Raw genomic sequence first — 18,121 nt, 5'->3', positions numbered from 1 at the left:
CTTAAACTTTTTAACAAAAAAGGTTAACCAATAATATCCAACTTTGCAAAGCGCAATAACAATTTCTTAAGGCCTCCAACTTCAAACTTAATTTCGGCTTTTTTATCCGCTCCTACTCCTTCAATTTGGATAACTTGCCCACGTCCAAAGCGTTCGTGCATTACTAAATTTCCAGCTACTAAATTGTTATCAAATAAATTAGCTCCCCCCGAAGGTCCTTTCCCCGTTACTGGCTTTAGTTTTCTAACATTCACCTCAGGCTTAGATGCACTATTTGCATTGTATTTTGGTGGTGGTGTTCCATTAGCAGGTTTTGACAATCGGAATTTAGATTTATCCACATCGTCAAAAATATCTTTGTCAATCATCGATTTATAACGATAATTGCTTTCAGCTGGAGTCAAGTATTCTAAAAACTGACCATCAATTTCTTCAATAAAACGAGAAGGCTCACAATCCGTTAGTTTTCCCCAACGATAGCGCGATTGTGCGTACGTTAAATAGGCTTGATGCTCCGCACGCGTTAAAGCCACATAAAATAAGCGACGTTCTTCTTCTAATTCACTTCTTGTACTCATACTCATCGCTGATGGAAACAAATCTTCCTCCATTCCCACCACAAAAACATGAGGGAATTCCAACCCTTTCGCCAAGTGAATCGTCATCAATCCCACACGGTCTTGGTCGGAGGTATCATTATCTAAATCTGTTGCCAACGCAACATCTTCAAGAAATTCTTCCAAAGAACCACGAGCTCCGTCAATTTCTTTTTGACCTTCGGTAAAATCCTTGATACCATTTAATAATTCTTCTATATTTTGCACACGCATCATTCCTTCCGGAGTAGCGTCTTTTTTCAATTCTTGAACTAATCCTGTTTTTTTGGCAACATGATCAGTTAAGTAAAAAGCATCTTGATTTTCGTTAATCACTTGAAAACTGCGAATCATCAATACAAAATCTTTTAGTTTTTGCTTGGTACCCGAGTTTAGCTTCAAGTCAATTTTATCGATGTTTTGCATCACTTCAAAAATAGAACGCTTGTAATGATTAGCGGCTACAGTCAATTTCTCGACTGTTGTATCTCCAATTCCTCTTGCAGGATAATTAATCACACGCACCAAAGCTTCTTCGTCTTTTGGATTCACTACCAATCGCAAATAACACAATACATCTTTGATTTCTTTCCTTTGATAAAAAGACAAACCACCGTAAATTCGGTACGGAATATCTCTTTTTCGCAAGGCATCCTCCATCGCACGGGATTGCGCATTGGTACGATACAAAATCGCAAATGCACCGTTGTTGAGCTGGTTTTGCATCTTTTGTTCGAAAATTGTACTCGCCACAAAACGCCCTTCTTCGGCATCTGTCATGCTTCGGTGCACTTTTATTTTCGGTCCAGAATCGTTATCCGTCCAAACAATCTTATCCAGTTTGACCTTATTTTTATCAATAATGGTATTAGCCGCTTCTACAATATTACGAGTGGAACGGTAGTTTTGCTCCAAACGATAGGTTTGTACCCCTTGGTAATCTTTTTGAAAATTCAAAATATTGTTGATGTTAGCACCGCGAAAAGCATAAATACTTTGGGCATCATCTCCAACCACACAAATGTTCTGAAACTTATCCGACAAAGCCCTTACAATCAAATATTGAGAATGATTTGTATCTTGGTACTCATCCACCATGATGTAGCGAAAACGGTTTTGATATTTCGCCAACACTTCAGGGAAACGCGTTAATAATTCATTGGTTTTCAACAATAAATCATCAAAATCCATAGCACCCGACTTAAAACAACGATCTACATAATTTTGATAAATTTCCCCCATTCTTGGCTTTTTGGCCATCGCATCGGCTTCTTGCAAATCAGGGTCGTTATAGTATGCTTTAACGGTAATCAAACTATTTTTGAAAGTCGAAATACGACTCAAAATCTGTTTAGGCTTATAAATATCTTTATCTAATTGCATCTCCTTGATAATCCCTGAAATACAACGCAACGAATCTTGCGAATCGTAAATCGTAAAATTCGAAGGATACCCCAACTTATCAGCTTCCGACCTTAGAATACGGGCAAAAATAGAGTGAAAAGTACCCATCCAAAGATTTTTAGCTTCGCTAGCCCCTACAATCGAAGCAATTCGCTCTTTCATCTCACGCGCCGCTTTATTGGTAAACGTCAGTGACAAGATATTAAAAGCGTCCACTCCTTGATGCATTAAATACGCAATTCGGATGGTTAATACACGGGTTTTACCGGAACCGGCACCCGCAATAATAATCATAGGACCGTCTTTTTGTAATACTGGCAGACGTTGGGCTTCGTTGAGTTGGGAAATGTATTGTTGCATGAAAAAATCTATTTATGCAAAAATAAGGATTTAAGAGTTAATACTGATAAAGGATTTTAATCAGTTGGAAGATTTTTTTAAACACATAGGTTCATAGTTTTTTCTTTGTAGAATAGTCACTTCGCTTGACATAGTAATCATAGCAAATGGAAATAGTAATTACAAAATCGGAAAAGTAATTGTTATTTATTCTTAAAATGTAAATAGATAATTTTTTATAAGTGTTTAATTCTGCAAAAACATTCTTTAATCAACAAACCTATGCTTTTCTCTCCTAAGCAAAGCGCCTTCAGCTCAATCTAAATTCTATGCTTCTATGTGTTTAAAATGCTTTACCGCATCTATGAAAGCATATCAAAATCAAACCCCCAATCCACATTTTGATCATACCACAACTTCCCTTCTGAAACTGTTAATGGACAGTCAAAATTATTCGTATAAAGTGCTCCTGTACCCAATCCTTGTGGCATGGCATTATGCAATAAATACGTCCATTGTGCTATCGCATTCAGTCCAATATTACTTTCCAAAGCGGACGTTATCCACCACCCTATTTCATACTTTTCAGCCAGCATAATCCACTCCATTGTTCCTTTAAAACCACCCACAAAACTAGGCTTCAAAATGATGTATTGTGGCTTAATTTTTTGTAATAAAGCTTCCTTATCTTCTAAAGCAAACACGCCAATCAACTCTTCATCTAATGCAATAGGAAAAGGTGTTGTTTTACACAACTCTGTCATCCTGTCAGTATTGTTTTTTTGAATAGGCTGCTCAATGCTATGTAATTTAAATTCAGATAATTGATGTAATTTATCTAAAGCTTTATTTAAATCGAAAGCACCATTAGCATCAACCCTAATTTCCATCTTATTCGGTGGGAAATGAGTCCGTATAAAGCGTAACAACTGCAGTTCTTTATCGAAATCTATCGCTCCAATTTTGAGTTTTATACAGGTAAAACCTTGCTTAATTTTTTCGTTGATTTGATCCATCATAAAACCCTCGTCACCCATCCAAACCAAACCATTTATTACGATCGGTTTTCCCTCGTTAGTAAAGGCCGATGGAAACAACAAAAACGGGTCCTCACTATCCAAAGAACGAAACGCCATTTCGACACCAAATTGTATCGATGGGAACTCCAACAAAGCATTCCACAAAGCTTCTTTACCTAAGTGAATATTATCACACGTCCATTGTAATTTCTCTTCATAATCCGGACGATCATCCGCACTTAATCCACGGAGAATCCCGCATTCTCCTATTCCTTTTTTACCGTTTTTTTCAAGAACGATAAACCAAGTTTCTTTTTGCGTCATCACTCCTCTGGAAGTTCCGGAGGGTCTTTTAAAATCGAGAATGTATTTATGGTAAGTTGCTTTCATTGTTTTTAAACAGATTGATTCATGTTTTTTTTAGCTAAACATAGCAAAAAAAATATTTTAAACCATTAAGGCATTAAGAATTATTAAGAATCAAGAGCTTAATAAAACTTAATCCCTTAATGGTTCAAGAAAATGAGATTACTTCTCCTCAAACATGTGCATGATTTCTTGGCTTACTCCCATATTCGAGAATCCGCCGTCGTTGTATAAGTTCTGTAGTGTTACTTTCTTAGTCAAATCAGAGAAAAGCGTCAACGCATAATTGGCACAATCCAAAGCCGAAGCATTCCCTAGAGGCGACATTTTCTCAGCAAAAGCAATGAATTCATCAAAACCTTTCACTCCTTGTCCCGCTCTTGTTGCCGTAGGTGATTGCGAAATCGTGTTCACACGTACGTTCTTATCTCTCCCGAAGAAATACCCAAAACTACGGGCAATCGACTCTAAGAACGCCTTATTATCCGCCATATCATTGTAATCCGGGAATACACGTTGCGCTGCCATATACGATAACGCCACAATGCTTCCCCACTCGTTCATGGCATCTTTTTTATATAAAACCTGCATCACTTTATGAAAAGAAACTGCCGACACATTCCAGCCTTTTTGCGTAAAATCATAATTCTGGTCGATATAATGATTCCCCTTGCGCACATTCACAGACATCCCAATAGAATGCAACACAAAATCAATCTTACCACCCAAAATTTCCATCGACTGAGTTACTAAGTTTTCTAAATCTTCAATCGAAGTCGCATCAGCAGGAATCACTTGCGAATTGGTTTTTTGAGCCAAAACATCAATTTCACCCAAACGTATCGAAGCAGGCGCATTGGTCAACACAAAAGTTCCACCTTCCTCATGCACGCGTTCCGCCGTTTTCCAAGCAATCGAATGTTCATCCAAAGCTCCAAAAATAATTCCTCTTTTCCCTTTCAATAAATTGTACATAGTTCACTATTTTATAAAATCACCCAAAAATACATAATCCAACACTGGCTCGCAATAGCCTAATCTTTTTCATTTTTCAGGACCACAATATGAGGTGTATTTAAGAAAATCGCTCCCGCCATTCGTTATATCTTGTGGCGGCATAAACGCCAGCCGCCACAAGGATGCCACTTCTGTCGGGGGTAAACTAGAAACATTTGGTATTTTCAGGAAAGCAAAAAAAATCCCATCTATGAAAGACAGGAATTTGTATATTTTAAACTTTTAATTATTATTCATTTAATAAAGTTTCAACTTCTTTTTGCAAAACAGGTAAATTCTTAATTACAATTCCCCAAATCACTTCATCTGAAACCGAATCATAACCATGAATTATTCTGTTTCGTACATCAACAATTTTTCTAGAATCCGAAATTTCAATACTGCTATCTTGCTTAAGTATTCTACTCATCGCTTCACCAATGATTTCTATATTCCTTTCGACTGCTCTTTTTGTTTTTAAATCATTTTGAAATAATTCAAAAGATCTAGGAGCCGTAAGAAAATAACTTTCAATCTCATTTATCGAACTCAAAACATCATAGAGCCATGTTTTTACATTCCTATCCATAAATCAATTGTTTATTTTGATTCATTGATTTTCTAAAAAACGGATTTTTGATGGCTTTCTCTTCTAACAAATCAACACTTCTTTTTAAGATTTTCTCTAATGAAAATTTAAGATCATAATAATTATCCCCATAATCCAAAACATCCAATTGTTCAAAATCGACAATTAAATCAACATCACTTTCATTACTAAATTCATTCGTCAAAACAGAACCAAAAGCATACAATGACTTTACTTTATGCGTTTTGCATAAATTTAGAATAGCACTTCTATGTCGTTCGATTAGGTTCATGATTCGCTTTAATTATAATCAAAAATACACAAAATAATTCATTATTAACTTAAAGGTTATAAATTTGATTAACATACAAAAAGTACCATTACCTTACCTATACTTCTCAATAATTCCTTTAATCACTGACGAAGTCAATTCATAACCAGCTTGTTGTGGCCAACCTTCCCAACGTACAATACCATTAGGATCGATTAGGATACAATGCGGAATTCCTTTTACTTCCAGCACATCATTCATTGATTTATAAGTGTCAATAGCACTGTAATATTCCATTTTTGGAACTGTCATTTTTTCAACTAGTTCTTTAGGCTCATCACTGATTCCTATGACAACCAAATCGTTTACAAATTCTTTTTGAAAATGATTTAATTCTGGAATCGCCCTTTTGCAAGGACCACACCAAGTCGCCCAAAAATCAATTAATACAAATTTCCCTTTGGTATTTGGTTTCTTTGACAACCATTGTTCTACCGAAAGTTTAGGCGCTTTTTGATCAATAACTGATTTTGCCCACAATCTTTTTTCTTGGGAATGAGCAGTCAAAGCAATCATAAAAACTACTACCAATACAATTTTCTTCATTTGAAATGGTTTTAGCTTACTTCGGTATAGTTCTTAAAATTGTTTAAAATCGCTTGCCAACCATTCTTCTGTAATTCGATAGAATTTTCTGTTTCTGGGTCAAAAGTAACCGTGATTTCGGTTTTGTTGTTTTCTTCTTTTAAACTAACAACAACCGTTCTTCCTTCAAATCCATAGCTAAATTGTTCTCCAAGGTTGATTTCAGTATATATTGCTTTAAAGTCAAAACCAAAACTACCGTCTTTAGCTTCCATTCGGGCATTGTATACGCCACCTACTTTCATATCATTTTCAGCTCTAGAACAACACCAACTAGGGTCGGCAAAATTCCAGTTTACAATATGTTTCGGATTGGTGTAATAATCCCAAACCTTGTTTTTATCAGCGTTGATAGTCGCTTGAACGGTGATTTTTTCTGTGCTCATTTTTATTTTTTTTATAAAATCTAATCTAATTAAATATACAGGTCGCCCCTCTGGGGCTCATAAACAAAACAAATCTGTTTTATAAACATATCTACAAACAGAACACTCCTAACGGAGTTTTTAAATTATCTCATTTTATTACTAGAATCATAAAATTTTATTCAATTCAATCATTTTTAAAATAAATAACATTCGCTCTACAAAGACTTTCTTTTCAAATAGTTTTTATTGTCCCATCGGGACAAACTTGTTGTAGAAAAACAATAATTACCGATAGTAAGCTCCGTAGGAGCGACCTGTTATCAGCACAAAAAATCAATCTAAAAATTGGTTTAAATGTTCTTTAATTTCAATAAGACGATTTTTTGTCAAATCAGAAATACGACTGGCTCTTATATTACTTTGAATCGTTCCTCCTCCAGAATATTCTTCCTTAGCAATAATACCGATTAATTCAATTTCGCTGTCTCTAAACTTGAGCCAATTTCTTTGGGTAACTTTCAATTTTTCCTGATCTTTTATGCTCAATTTTTTTAGTAAAATGCCATAGTATTTATTCAACAATTTATCATAATCGCTATTCAGTTCATAAATAGCATTGCTCATCCCTGCTGTCGAATAATCAATTTTTATTTTCTTATCAGCTAGTTTTTCGATTCGGTACACATCTGTTTTATATTCAATATCTAGTGGCTGCGAAAAGCTTCCTCCCGCTTTGGCTAAAGAATCTTTATATTTAGCTGCTTCTTTTTCTACCTGTGCCTTAAGTTCAGTAAGTTTAGTTTTTGAAATTTCTGATTGTGCGTGGGCAAAAGTCCCCAACAACAGTAAAAGTAAAAGAAGTCTATTTTTCATTATCATATTTTTATAAATTACAAACGAATAATCAACACTATTATTTTGTAGAACTCCATTCGTTTACCATACAACTAATTTAAACTCCTAGTTGTAATCCATCAAAATCTTTAACTAAAGATATCTTAAATAAATTCAAAAATTCAATTTTATTTCAGTTGTCAGGCTGAGCTAAGCCTGCCTTGAATATATCGAAGGGTCGAAGCTCTTTTTAAATAAAATCGTTACCGATAACCTATCGAAAATCTCATTTAAAGCATTTCGACAAGCTCAATGTGACAGTAGGTACGAATAGACAATAATTGTAACCAACTGTTTAATAACCTGGCTTAAATTTCTCCAAGCATTGCCAATATTTATCTTTAAACAAATCGTACTCTATTTTTATTTGCTCTTTGTATTTAGCGATCAAGACACTTAGTACTTTGGAGGATTTACGGAAATCTTTGCACGCAAAATAAATTTCTCTTACACCATCAGCTGTTTGTCTTCCAACATTCAAATAACCATCTGCATCTTTTAAGTCCTTCATGATATCCTCTTCAATTTGATTGAGTAAAAGATAGGTCTCTTCATTTGGCATACCGTTATTACTCTCCCCGTTAAAAGGAATTATCACCCTCATAATCCATGGATGTGAGGCTTTATTCTCCCAATCTAACAAGCTTGTATTCACAATTGCAATCAAAGGTTTCCCGTTAGTGAGTTCGGCTTCTAAACTGGAGAAACTATCATTTTCAGTAGAGTAACGATAATCATTGTATTTTTCTACAAATTCTTTTTCTCTCCATATCAAGTAATCTTTCAACTTAGCAATGGGAATCAAGTCTTCCTTGGCTTCTTCTCTTGCAATAACGGCCAAACTATCTATGGTGGTAACCGAATTCAATTCGCCCAAAAAGTTATCCAGAAATATAAAAGCTCCGTTGATTATAATCGACTTATCTTGTTCGTTATAATCATCATATACAATAACAATATCTACTTCGTCAGGGTAATTTTTGTGCTCAATGGCGTAAAAAGAAAGGTTTTCACTTTTAAACTCATAACCACCCATAATGATTTGTATGTTTTCAATATCCAGTTCTGATTTTAATGCCGTGAATTTCCAATTAGGCAACTGAGGTGCTGCTTGCACTAACTCTTCAACAAAAACAATATTCTTAACAATACCTTCGGCCGTTATGACCAATTCAGCAGTTTTTTCATCACACATACCGGTTAAGAAAAAATAACCCTCATGCAAGGCATCCAACTTGGGAGTCAATGTATTAAAAAAATCTTTTTCGATTGTAGTTCCTTTTTTAACCACATTATAAAATGTCTTTTCATTAGCTTCAAACCATTTCCAAAAATCAGCATAACTGTTGATTTCATCTCCATTTTTTGAAAAAATATTTTTTAAGAAACTCATCCTCTATTTGTTTATCATTGATTTTACACTCTTAAACGAATATAAGAAATTAACTAAAAACAAACACCCAATCCATAAAAAAACAGAAGCCCCTTTTTTATATGTGACTTCTGTTTTAGTTTTTCGTTTTGTAAAGGCTATGATTGTGCTTTTTAATTTATGTAGGTAGTCGTTAAAGACATGCACCAGAAATATGTCTTTATTTTGTTCTTTTTAATTTTATTGGATTTTGACGAGTATCAAAAACATCAGAAATTCTTATAAACCCATTAATTATATCTATTGAATAAATTAGTTTATAATTTTTAAAAACTAAATAACGATATTCAATATCCCTATGATTCAACAATTCTTCTACTTGTCCAATGTAAGGCTTCTGTGCAAGTTTGTTTGGCTCATTAATAATTCCTTCGACTAGTTTTTTGGCAACATTAAAACTTGCTTCTTTCTCATAATATTCAAAAATCTCATCAAGTTGGCTTTCAGCAAAAGAAGACCAAATAATTTTGAATATCATTATTCGTATTTGGCTAAAAGTTCGGAACTACTTTTATATCTTTTATTAAGAAAATCAGCTTCAGATTGATCTATTCTCTTATCTAACTCCTCTTGAGTCATCGGTTCAAACTTTTTAACTTCTGAAAAATTACATTCTTTTTTTAATATTTTCTCTAGACGCGAAATAACCTCTTCACTTTGAAGTTTTAAAAATTCCTGTACAAATTCTATTTTTCTAGCTTCTAAATTCATTTTATTAGACTTTTATCAAAGATACAAAAAAATCAATTCATTTATTATTTCCAGATACTCAACCTTTTTATTAATTAGTTAAAATGATAATCATTAATCTTATTAAAGAACATAAAACTTAATCACTTTAAGACAAAATATATTATAATAGCTGGGAATAAAATTAGAAAATGATATAGAAACTTCGTTTTTAAATAATAATTAAATTTAATTTTTAAGATTTTAAATCTTGAAAGTTTAAAATAATCATTTTTAGAAATTTTGAAATATTCAAAATCAATAGATTCATGATTCTCATATTTTTTTAAAATATTACCATACTCTATAGACAAATCCATAGCAAGCTTATTAATTTCATCCTCATTAATGATATTGGTTTTCAAATACCTTAATTTATTATATAAATCACTGATTTCTAATGCACAATTATGAAATTTATCTGATTTTAAAGCATAGTCATTTGCTGCTTCTAGTTGACTGAAAACTAAAATTAATATTGACAGTCCTGTTGAAATAAAGCCCAATTGTTCATTATTTATAATTTGTGCGTTATTAAGATTAAAAACGCTTAATAAGCCTATTATAATCATATAACCTGATAAAAAACCTATTGAATATGACGAGAGTTTATTAGTTGACTTAAGTCTTGAGCTGGCAATAAAACGTGATCCTTTAGTTGTCCAAAATTTATAATTTAATTCAACACTAAAATCTTTGTTTAAATATAACTGACCAGAGGTTGTTTGCATTTCGGAATTATTTTCTTTAATCTTTATTATTTATTGAAAAAATTACACCTGAAAGGTTTTGAATTACTAAACTGCCAAATATATTAACTTTCTAATATAAACCAATCATTTACTACAGTTATTTCCTAAAAATACAAAATCTCCCCTCCTAGCCCTGACAGCAGCGGCATCCTTGTGGCGGCAGGCGTTAAGCCGCCACAAGATATAGCGAATGGCAGGAACACAACTTCCCTAAAATGCCAGATCCTTCTGCTCCTAAAAACAAAAACACCTTAGTTTATTTGGCGTTAACCATATAAACTAAGGTGTTGTAATATAAAAAGTGGCAATCTACTATCCGATACTAGGAATCGTTACCATTTCGTCTGTGTCTGCTTTGTAATCTACGCCGTCAACGTCAAAACCAAAAAGGTTGTAGAAGTCTTTACGATACCCTTCAAGGTCTCCTATTTGCTCTAGGTTTTCGGTTACAGCTTCTTTCCATAAAGCGGCAACTTTAGCTTGAACGTCTTCTCTTAACTCCCAGTCGTCAATGCGGATTCTACCTTTTTCATCTGTAGGAACTTCGGTTCCGTTGAATAATCTATCAGAATACAAACGTTGAATTTGCTCGATACAACCTTCGTGAATTCCTTCTTCTTTCATGATTTTGTACAACAATGAGATGTACAAAGGAATTACTGGAATCGCTGAACTTGCTTGTGTTACCAAAGCTTTGTTTACTGAAACATAGGCTTTTCCGTTGATATCCTCAAGGCTTTTGGTGATTTCAAAAGCAGTTGATTCTAAATGATCTTTGGCACGACCAATTGTTCCTTTACGGTATACCGCCTCAGTTACCTCAGGTCCGATATAAGAATAAGCTACTGTAGTTGCTCCTGGAGCTAGTAAATTAGCCGCTTTAAGCGCCTCCATCCACATTGCCCAGTCTTCACCTCCCATTACAGCAATAGTGTTCTCGATATCATCACCACTACATGGCTCGATTGAAACTTCTGTTACTTTTCCAGAGTGAAAATCAACTGTTTTATTGGTAAAAGTTTGTCCAATAGGTTTCAAAACCGAACGGTGCGTTACTCCTGTGATAGGATTGGTACGCACTGGCGATGCCAAGCTATAAATCACTAAATCAACCTGACCTAAGTCGGCTTTGATTAAGTCTAATGTTTGTTCTTTTATTTCGTTAGAGAAAGCATCTCCATTGATACTTTTTGCATACAAACCTGCTTTTGCAGCTTCTTTTTCGAAAGCCGCAGAGTTGTACCAACCTGGTGAAGCTGTTTTTCCTGGCGCTGGTCCTTTTTCAAAAAACACACCGATAGTCGCTGCATTTGATCCAAAAGCAGAAGTAATTCTAGAAGCCAAACCAAATCCAGTGGATGCTCCAATTACCAAAACTTTCTTAGCACCGTCAATAGCACCTTTTGATTTTACATACTCAATTTGATTTTTTACGTTTTGCTCACATCCCTTTGGTTGAGATGTCAAACAAATAAATCCTCTCATTCTAGGTTCTATAATCATAATTTATTGTTTATTCGTTTATTTGGTTAGTCGCTTAATGGATAATTAACCAACTAAATTATTTGTATCATTAGTATTTTTCAGTTGACAAATATAAAGTATTTCATCAGTTCAACAAGGCTTTGGCATGATTTAAGGCCGAATCAGAAACTACGGTTCCTGATAACATTTGGGCAATCTCGACAATTCGGTCGTCTTCGTTTAGTAAAACTAATTCAGACTGAGTGTCTTCGCCCACGGTTGACTTGAATACTTTGAAATGTGCATTTCCTTTGGCTGCAATTTGTGGTAGGTGCGTAATAGCAAAAATTTGCATTTGCTGACTCATTTCTTTCATGATTTCACCCATTCTAATTGCAATTTCTCCAGAAACTCCGGTGTCAATTTCGTCAAAAATCAAGGTTGGTAATTTAGAGTATTGCGCTAAAATCGCTTTGACGGCAAGCATGATACGAGACATCTCCCCTCCCGAAGCTACTTTTTTTAGTAAACCAAAATCGGTTCCTTTATTAGCAGCGAATAGGAATTGCAATTCGTCTTTTCCGTTTTCATAATAAGTAGCCGTTGGCGTTACTTTAATATCAAAACGTACATTAGGCATTCCTAAAGTCGCTAGAATCGAAATTAATTTCTCTGATAACACAGGAATAGCAGTTTGGCGATTGTCCAAAATGGTTTGCGCCAAGGCATCTAGTTCCTTTGCTTTTTCAGCAATCGTACCATTTAAGGCTTCGATATCGCTTTCTAAATTCCCTAATTCTAAAACGGAGTTTTCTAAATTGGATTGGATTTCCAAAAGTTCCTCGACAGTTCCTGCCTGGTGTTTCTTTTGTAAATTATAAATCAACTGTAGCTTTTGATTGATCAATTCCAATTGTGCTGGATCACTCAATAAAGACTCTGCACAGTCGTTTAGTTCTTTTTCGACATCGTCCATTTCAATCAAAACACTTACGACTCTTTCGTGTAAACTTTGATATTCTGGCGAAAAGGCAGCGATTTTATGTAAAGCTGTTTTGATTTCATTCAAATTAGCCAAAACACCAATGGACTCGGCACTAGTAATTGCTAATGATTTGTCAATCGCTTCTTTGATGACTTCCACATTGTTCAGCTTTTCAAAATCAGCTTCCAAGGTTTCTTGTTCTCCTGATTTTAATTTGGCTTCGACCAATTCCGTCAATAAAAATTGATTGTATTCTTGCTCTTTATAGGATTCGGCTTGTTTTTTAATCAAAGCATTCAACTTTGATTTTTCTGCCTTATACTTCTTTAAAACTGATTGATAGTTTAAAAGAAGGTCGGTATTTTGTGCAATAGCATCAATAATCTTGAATTGTACATTTTCATCTGACAATTCTTGAGTTTGTTGTTGTGAATGGATATCAATCAAGTACAAACTCAACTCTTGCAATTCTTGTAAATTTACAGGACTATCATTGATAAAAGCTCGCGATTTACCTGAAGGCAAAATTTCGCGTCGTATTATAGTATCATCTTCGTAGTCCAAATCATTGGCTTCGAAAAATGGTTTTAAATTGTATTTGGATATTTCAAAATGGGCTTCGATGATGCATTTTTCTTCTTTGTTTTTCAACGAAGATAAATCAGCCCTTTTGCCTAAAACTAAACCTAAAGCTCCTAAAATAATGGATTTTCCCGCTCCTGTTTCTCCCGTGATTATCGAAAATCCTTTGGAAAAATCAATAGACAATTTTTCAATTAGTGCGTAGTTTTTTATCGAAAGTGTGGTAATCATCTAATCTGTTTTGGTCACTAAATTAATACTAAAAAAGGGATTTTAGTATTTAATTCGTTGGGTCTAATTATATTTTATCGTTAATTCTATACCTAATGTCCCATTGAGCTTGTCGAAATGCTTTTATATGAGGTCTTCGACAGGCTCAGACTGACATTATTGGTTCAATTTTACTTTTGATTTAAATTAAAATCGCTTTTTTTAACAAGTTTTGCTTAATTGCACCCAACGGGTTAGTACTTAATATTCTCCCATTTGCTATTATTCAATGGAGAGGTTTTATTTAAACTTTCTAATAAATCGGTAATAGTAATCGTTGGCCCGCCAGAGAAAATAGAAACAATCTCATCTGATTTAGCATCAAAAAACACACGAGTCAAGAAAGCGTTTGGCTTTGCTGAATACAATGTATTCAAATCAATTAAAGAATTTTTGATTTTTTCTTTAGCCACTTTTAAATCTTTAGTCATCAAATCCAAACCAGTGTGATATTCTGAAATAGTATTGCGAATAACAGAATAAGTTGGAGACAACAAATCATTGATTAAAAAATAACGATTTTGGATTCCATCGGTTTGAGACCATCCTTTATAACCGCCTTGCTGGGCTACGTTAGCAATATTTTGTGCTACCTCAAAATACTCATCACCCGATTTTGGAACAAATGAATCTGCATCTAAACCTAAAATAACATAGGTGTAAAACGAAATGACTGAAACCAAATTAGATTCAAAACTATTAGCGTTATACACTAAACGTTCAAATTCTGTATATTTAAAATTAAAATCTTTGTCGTTAAAATTCAATACAGGAGACGAATAAGACGAATTAAAAATAGGTCTTGAGGATTGCACTTGAATGGTAGCCACAAACTGATCTGAATTATTTGAAGACACCGTTATATACATCGAACAGTTGATTCTTTCGTTTTGTTTTAACGCTTTTCCTGTCCAATCCGTTTTGTTTACAAACTCCGTCAAAGAGGTTTGCAAGGTTTTATAAACAGATTGATTCGTATTAGCTATTTTCTCCGAATTGACTGTAATAGTGCAATTCAACTGTTGTGCCTCTACGTTAGAAAAGAATAGTAATGCAAAAAAAAGAATCCATTTATTCATGAAAATAGGCTTTTATTTTATTTAAAATATCATCAGCAACAGCTTCCTTGGATTTTAACTCCATCGGTTCAATATTGAAATCTTTATCGATAAAGGTCACTTTATTGGTTGCTTTTTTAAATCCTGCTCCTTCATCTTGTAAAGAATTGAGAACTATCAAATCTAAGTTTTTTTTCTGGATTTTCCCCTTTGCATTTTCAATTTCATTCTCCGTCTCTAAAGCAAAACCAATTAAAAATTGATTTTTCTTCTTTGCACCTAGCGATAATAAGATGTCTTTTGTCTTTTCAAGCTCAATTGTAAAATCATCTGTAGCCTTTTTAATTTTCTGATTGGCAACATGTTTAGGTCTGTAATCTGCAACGGCTGCAGCAGCAATAGCAACATCCATTTGGTCAAAATGCGCATGACAAGCATCATACATTTCTTGTGCGGAAACCACATTAATTTGATTAATTAAAGCATGATTCGATTTAAAATGTGTTGGTCCCGAAACTAAAATAACAGAAGCACCCAAGTTTGCCGCACTGTTGGCAATATCAAATCCCATTTTACCAGAAGAATGATTTCCTATAAAACGGACAGGATCAATAGCTTCATAGGTAGGACCAGCAGTAATTAAAATTTTCTTACCTTTTAAAGGCAACTTACTTTCTAAATCTGCTTCAATAAAAGCCACTATGTTTTCAGGTTCAGCCATACGACCTTCACCCGAAAGTCCACTGGCTAATTCACCAGATTCAGCTGGAATAATGGTATTTCCAAATTGCTGTAAAGCATTGAAACTTGCAAGCGTTGAAGGATGCTTGTACATGTCTAAATCCATTGCTGGAGCGACATACACAGGACATTTGGCCGATAAATAAGTAGCTATAAGAAGGTTGTCGCAATTCCCATTAGTCATTTTTGACAGGGTATTGGCTGTGGCAGGAGCAACAAGCATTAAATCAGCCCAAAGACCTAATTCAACATGATTGTTCCACTCTGCATCTTGTTCCTCTTCGTTGTAAAAACTAGAGTAAACAGGATTTTTAGAAAGGGTCGATAACGTTAATGGCGTTACAAAATCCTTAGAAGCAGGTGTCATTATCACTTGGACATGTGCACCTGCTTTTATAAAGAGTCGTACTAATGATGCTGTTTTATAGGCTGCAATCCCACCAGAAACACCTAGTAAAATTTTCTTACCGTTTAAAACTGACATTGATACGTATTATTTGTTTGAATCTCTGTGATAGATTTTTCCGTCTAACCATTCTTGAACTGCTAAAGCGTGTGGTTTAGGCAATTTTTCATAGAATTTTGAAACTTCGATTTGCTCTTTGTTTTCAAAAACTTCTTCAAGACTGTCATTATATGTAGCAAACTCTTCTAGTTTTTCAGTCAATTCTTTTTTGATTTCAGAGTTGATTTGGTTTGCTCTTTTAGCCATAATGGTTATCGCTTCATACACATTCCCAGTAGGTTCTTCAATAACTGTTTTGTTATAAGTTATTGTATTTACTGGAGCATTCGTCTTTTTTAAATCCATGACTTTATTTTATTTAGTAAATTTTTGTAAATCTTGTTCCACTCGCGCTAACATCTCGTCAGCCTCTTTTTTATACTTCGTATCTGCTTTAAAATCAATTAAACTTGCGTAAGCTTTTTTAGCCACTAACAAACGCTCTTCCATTTTGTCCGAAACACTGTTAATTCCTAATTTATAAGCCGAATCAAATTTATAAAACAAAGCATCTTCTTTATATGGTGTACCTGGATAATCATTGATAAAAAGATCAAAAGCAACTAAGGCTGATTTGTAATCTGAGATCGTATTATATCCTTTGGCATTTTCATATACCTTTTTTTCAATTTTTTGAGACAATTTTCTAACTAACTCATTAGCCTCAGCCATATAAGTTGAATTAGGGTAGGTATCAATAAAATTTTGTAATTTTTCAATTCCTTTATATGTATCTGTTTGGTCTAAACTATAGACAGGGGACAGTTTCGAATAACTTTTAGCTCCTAAAAAAGCGGCTTCTTCTACTTTTTCACTTTTAGGATAGCTAGAAACAAAACTTTCAAATTGATAACCTGCTAAATAAAACTGATTGGTTTTATAATACGACTGCGAAAACATATAAAACAATTTCTGCGCTTGAGGTTTCCCTCTATAACTAGTTGCAATTTGTTCAAACAATCGAATAGCTTTTGAATACTTCCCTTCTTCATATAACTTAGTCCCCATATCATACTTCACTCCAATATCTTCATTTTTCAATGCTTTTTGATATTCATTACAAGAAGAAAAGAACAGGACAAGAAATAATAACGATACTAATTTTTTCATTTTTATATTTTTTCGATTCAATTGTTAGCATCAACCTACAAAAAATCGTACCGAAGATTCGACGCAAATTTAGGTATTAATTTAGCTACTACAAAATATTTCTTTACTTAAGAAATTTAGCGGTTTATTTATCAAATTCAGCTACAAAAGTATCAATTCTTCCAGCTAAATCTTGGTCTACAGAAACCAATGGCAAACGAACATAATTCTCTGCCAAGCCCAGTGATTTAAAGACTTCTTTGATACCTGCTGGGTTTCCTTGTTCAAAAATCATATCAATACAATCCGAAAAACGATAATGTAATTCGTAAGCTTCATCTACTTTACGATTCAGCCCTAAACGGATCATTTCTGAAAATGCAGTTGGAAAACTTTGACCTATTACCGAAATTACCCCCATTCCTCCAGCAAAAATCATTGGCAAAGCCAACATATCATCACCAGATATTACAAGGAAATCTTTGGGTTTGTTTTTTATAATTTCCATTGCCTGACATAAGTCACCAGAAGCTTCTTTAAGTGCTACAATGTTTTTACAGTCATTTGCCAAACGAATTACCGTAGCTGGCAACATATTGCTTGACGTTCTACCTGGTACATTATAAATAATTACTGGGATTGGAGAAGCTTCTGCTACCGCTTTATAATGCTGGTATATTCCTTCCTGAGTAGGCTTGTTGTAGTAAGGTGAAACAGATAAAATCGCCTCAAAAGCAGATAAATCTTTTGTTTTTAATTCTTTAACTAAAGTCATGGTGTCATTTCCACCAACACCTAAAACTAAAGGCAATCTTCCTTTATTTGCCTCAATAACAGTTTTAATTACTAATTCTTTTTCTTCTGCACTAAGTGTTGCTGTTTCCGCTGTAGTTCCTAAAACTACAAGGTATTCCACTCCACCATCAACTGATAAATTTACAATACGAATTAAAGCTTCTATATCAATTGATAAATCTTGGTTAAATGGAGTTATAAGCGCCGCTCCAGTTCCTATTAATGATTGCAT

The 18,121-nt window shown here is 34.0% G+C and carries 19 protein-coding genes; all 19 read right to left on the bottom strand.

The genetic code is table 11. The features are described from left to right. Positions 1 to 23 precede the first annotated feature (23 nt). Positions 24 to 2,360 carry an ATP-dependent helicase gene (locus SLW70_RS11840; RefSeq protein WP_320888617.1) on the bottom strand — a complete coding sequence of 779 codons (2,337 nt, stop codon included), beginning with the start codon at positions 2,358 to 2,360 and terminating at the stop codon, positions 24 to 26. 341 nt (positions 2,361 to 2,701) lie between these two features. Beyond that, entirely contained in the window at positions 2,702 to 3,748 is a 1,047-nt protein-coding gene (locus SLW70_RS11835) for an o-succinylbenzoate synthase (protein ID WP_320888616.1), read from the bottom strand. A 138-nt stretch (positions 3,749 to 3,886) separates the two neighbouring features. Then, positions 3,887 to 4,699, bottom strand: coding sequence for an enoyl-ACP reductase (locus SLW70_RS11830; protein ID WP_320888615.1), 813 nt, complete (start codon positions 4,697 to 4,699; stop codon positions 3,887 to 3,889). 271 nt (positions 4,700 to 4,970) lie between these two features. Continuing rightward, the gene (locus SLW70_RS11825; RefSeq protein ID WP_320888614.1) at positions 4,971 to 5,309 is read right to left on the bottom strand and encodes a DUF86 domain-containing protein; all 339 of its coding nucleotides are present in this window, start codon (positions 5,307 to 5,309) and stop codon (positions 4,971 to 4,973) included. Next, positions 5,302 to 5,601 carry a nucleotidyltransferase family protein gene (locus SLW70_RS11820; protein ID WP_320888613.1) on the bottom strand — a complete coding sequence of 100 codons (300 nt, stop codon included), beginning with the start codon at positions 5,599 to 5,601 and terminating at the stop codon, positions 5,302 to 5,304. The genes SLW70_RS11825 and SLW70_RS11820 overlap by 8 nt, the downstream gene beginning before the upstream one ends. 93 nt (positions 5,602 to 5,694) lie before the next feature. Continuing rightward, entirely contained in the window at positions 5,695 to 6,186 is a 492-nt protein-coding gene (locus SLW70_RS11815; RefSeq protein ID WP_320888612.1) for a TlpA disulfide reductase family protein, read from the bottom strand. Positions 6,187 to 6,197: 11 nt separating this feature from the next. Further along, complete coding sequence (locus SLW70_RS11810; RefSeq protein WP_320888611.1) at positions 6,198 to 6,611, bottom strand: SRPBCC domain-containing protein; 414 nt, start codon at positions 6,609 to 6,611, stop codon at positions 6,198 to 6,200. A 315-nt stretch (positions 6,612 to 6,926) separates the two neighbouring features. After that, positions 6,927 to 7,466 (bottom strand): lysozyme inhibitor LprI family protein, encoded by a 540-nt coding sequence (locus tag SLW70_RS11805; protein WP_320888609.1) that lies wholly within the window; start codon positions 7,464 to 7,466, stop codon positions 6,927 to 6,929. A gap of 316 nt (positions 7,467 to 7,782) precedes the next feature. Beyond that, on the bottom strand, positions 7,783 to 8,880 hold the full coding sequence (locus SLW70_RS11800) for a DUF695 domain-containing protein (RefSeq protein WP_320888608.1): 1,098 nt from the start codon (positions 8,878 to 8,880) through the stop codon (positions 7,783 to 7,785). Between the two features lie 199 nt (positions 8,881 to 9,079). Next, positions 9,080 to 9,397 (bottom strand): type II toxin-antitoxin system RelE/ParE family toxin, encoded by a 318-nt coding sequence (locus SLW70_RS11795; RefSeq protein WP_320888607.1) that lies wholly within the window; start codon positions 9,395 to 9,397, stop codon positions 9,080 to 9,082. Beyond that, the gene (locus SLW70_RS11790) at positions 9,397 to 9,630 is read right to left on the bottom strand and encodes a hypothetical protein (protein ID WP_320888606.1); all 234 of its coding nucleotides are present in this window, start codon (positions 9,628 to 9,630) and stop codon (positions 9,397 to 9,399) included. The genes SLW70_RS11795 and SLW70_RS11790 overlap by 1 nt, the downstream gene beginning before the upstream one ends. 122 nt (positions 9,631 to 9,752) lie before the next feature. Then, on the bottom strand, positions 9,753 to 10,379 hold the full coding sequence (locus SLW70_RS11785) for an SLATT domain-containing protein (protein WP_320888605.1): 627 nt from the start codon (positions 10,377 to 10,379) through the stop codon (positions 9,753 to 9,755). A 333-nt stretch (positions 10,380 to 10,712) separates the two neighbouring features. Beyond that, complete coding sequence (fabV, locus tag SLW70_RS11780; RefSeq protein WP_320888604.1) at positions 10,713 to 11,903, bottom strand: enoyl-ACP reductase FabV; 1,191 nt, start codon at positions 11,901 to 11,903, stop codon at positions 10,713 to 10,715. A 106-nt stretch (positions 11,904 to 12,009) separates the two neighbouring features. Further along, positions 12,010 to 13,662, bottom strand: coding sequence for a DNA repair protein RecN (gene recN / locus SLW70_RS11775; RefSeq protein ID WP_320888603.1), 1,653 nt, complete (start codon positions 13,660 to 13,662; stop codon positions 12,010 to 12,012). Positions 13,663 to 13,895: 233 nt separating this feature from the next. Beyond that, positions 13,896 to 14,780 (bottom strand): DUF4835 family protein, encoded by an 885-nt coding sequence (locus SLW70_RS11770; RefSeq protein WP_320888602.1) that lies wholly within the window; start codon positions 14,778 to 14,780, stop codon positions 13,896 to 13,898. Continuing rightward, positions 14,773 to 15,984: a bifunctional phosphopantothenoylcysteine decarboxylase/phosphopantothenate--cysteine ligase CoaBC gene (coaBC, locus tag SLW70_RS11765; RefSeq protein ID WP_320888600.1), complete on the bottom strand. Its 1,212-nt coding sequence runs from the start codon at positions 15,982 to 15,984 to the stop codon at positions 14,773 to 14,775. The genes SLW70_RS11770 and coaBC overlap by 8 nt, the downstream gene beginning before the upstream one ends. Before the next feature lie 9 nt (positions 15,985 to 15,993). Further along, on the bottom strand, positions 15,994 to 16,311 hold the full coding sequence (locus tag SLW70_RS11760; RefSeq protein WP_026709525.1) for a DNA-directed RNA polymerase subunit omega: 318 nt from the start codon (positions 16,309 to 16,311) through the stop codon (positions 15,994 to 15,996). A gap of 9 nt (positions 16,312 to 16,320) precedes the next feature. Beyond that, positions 16,321 to 17,115, bottom strand: coding sequence for an outer membrane protein assembly factor BamD (locus tag SLW70_RS11755; protein ID WP_320888596.1), 795 nt, complete (start codon positions 17,113 to 17,115; stop codon positions 16,321 to 16,323). 124 nt (positions 17,116 to 17,239) lie between these two features. Beyond that, positions 17,240 to 18,121 (bottom strand): 4-hydroxy-tetrahydrodipicolinate synthase, encoded by an 882-nt coding sequence (dapA, locus tag SLW70_RS11750; protein WP_320888595.1) that lies wholly within the window; start codon positions 18,119 to 18,121, stop codon positions 17,240 to 17,242.

The organism is Flavobacterium sp. NG2 (assembly GCF_034119845.1).
Taxonomy (GTDB): Bacteria; Bacteroidota; Bacteroidia; order Flavobacteriales; family Flavobacteriaceae; genus Flavobacterium.
This window is presented reverse-complemented; position numbering and strand designations above follow the sequence as displayed.

What these genes read in the sequence shown, in the direction of transcription:
- SLW70_RS11770 (WP_320888602.1), bottom strand. Translation starts at nt 14,780, where the DNA reads ATGAATAAATGGATTCTTTTTTTTGCATTACTATTCTTTTCTAACGTA.
- SLW70_RS11805 (WP_320888609.1), bottom strand. Translation starts at nt 7,466, where the DNA reads ATGAAAAATAGACTTCTTTTACTTTTACTGTTGTTGGGGACTTTTGCC.
- SLW70_RS11815 (WP_320888612.1), bottom strand. Translation starts at nt 6,186, where the DNA reads ATGAAGAAAATTGTATTGGTAGTAGTTTTTATGATTGCTTTGACTGCT.
- SLW70_RS11755 (WP_320888596.1), bottom strand. Translation starts at nt 17,115, where the DNA reads ATGAAAAAATTAGTATCGTTATTATTTCTTGTCCTGTTCTTTTCTTCT.
- dapA (WP_320888595.1), bottom strand. Translation starts at nt 18,121, where the DNA reads ATGCAATCATTAATAGGAACTGGAGCGGCGCTTATAACTCCATTTAAC.
- SLW70_RS11795 (WP_320888607.1), bottom strand. Translation starts at nt 9,397, where the DNA reads ATGATATTCAAAATTATTTGGTCTTCTTTTGCTGAAAGCCAACTTGAT.
- SLW70_RS11840 (WP_320888617.1), bottom strand. Translation starts at nt 2,360, where the DNA reads ATGCAACAATACATTTCCCAACTCAACGAAGCCCAACGTCTGCCAGTA.
- recN (WP_320888603.1), bottom strand. Translation starts at nt 13,662, where the DNA reads ATGATTACCACACTTTCGATAAAAAACTACGCACTAATTGAAAAATTG.
- SLW70_RS11835 (WP_320888616.1), bottom strand. Translation starts at nt 3,748, where the DNA reads ATGAAAGCAACTTACCATAAATACATTCTCGATTTTAAAAGACCCTCC.
- SLW70_RS11790 (WP_320888606.1), bottom strand. Translation starts at nt 9,630, where the DNA reads ATGAATTTAGAAGCTAGAAAAATAGAATTTGTACAGGAATTTTTAAAA.
- SLW70_RS11830 (WP_320888615.1), bottom strand. Translation starts at nt 4,699, where the DNA reads ATGTACAATTTATTGAAAGGGAAAAGAGGAATTATTTTTGGAGCTTTG.
- SLW70_RS11785 (WP_320888605.1), bottom strand. Translation starts at nt 10,379, where the DNA reads ATGCAAACAACCTCTGGTCAGTTATATTTAAACAAAGATTTTAGTGTT.
- fabV (WP_320888604.1), bottom strand. Translation starts at nt 11,903, where the DNA reads ATGATTATAGAACCTAGAATGAGAGGATTTATTTGTTTGACATCTCAA.
- SLW70_RS11825 (WP_320888614.1), bottom strand. Translation starts at nt 5,309, where the DNA reads ATGGATAGGAATGTAAAAACATGGCTCTATGATGTTTTGAGTTCGATA.
- coaBC (WP_320888600.1), bottom strand. Translation starts at nt 15,984, where the DNA reads ATGTCAGTTTTAAACGGTAAGAAAATTTTACTAGGTGTTTCTGGTGGG.
- SLW70_RS11810 (WP_320888611.1), bottom strand. Translation starts at nt 6,611, where the DNA reads ATGAGCACAGAAAAAATCACCGTTCAAGCGACTATCAACGCTGATAAA.
- SLW70_RS11820 (WP_320888613.1), bottom strand. Translation starts at nt 5,601, where the DNA reads ATGAACCTAATCGAACGACATAGAAGTGCTATTCTAAATTTATGCAAA.
- SLW70_RS11760 (WP_026709525.1), bottom strand. Translation starts at nt 16,311, where the DNA reads ATGGATTTAAAAAAGACGAATGCTCCAGTAAATACAATAACTTATAAC.
- SLW70_RS11800 (WP_320888608.1), bottom strand. Translation starts at nt 8,880, where the DNA reads ATGAGTTTCTTAAAAAATATTTTTTCAAAAAATGGAGATGAAATCAAC.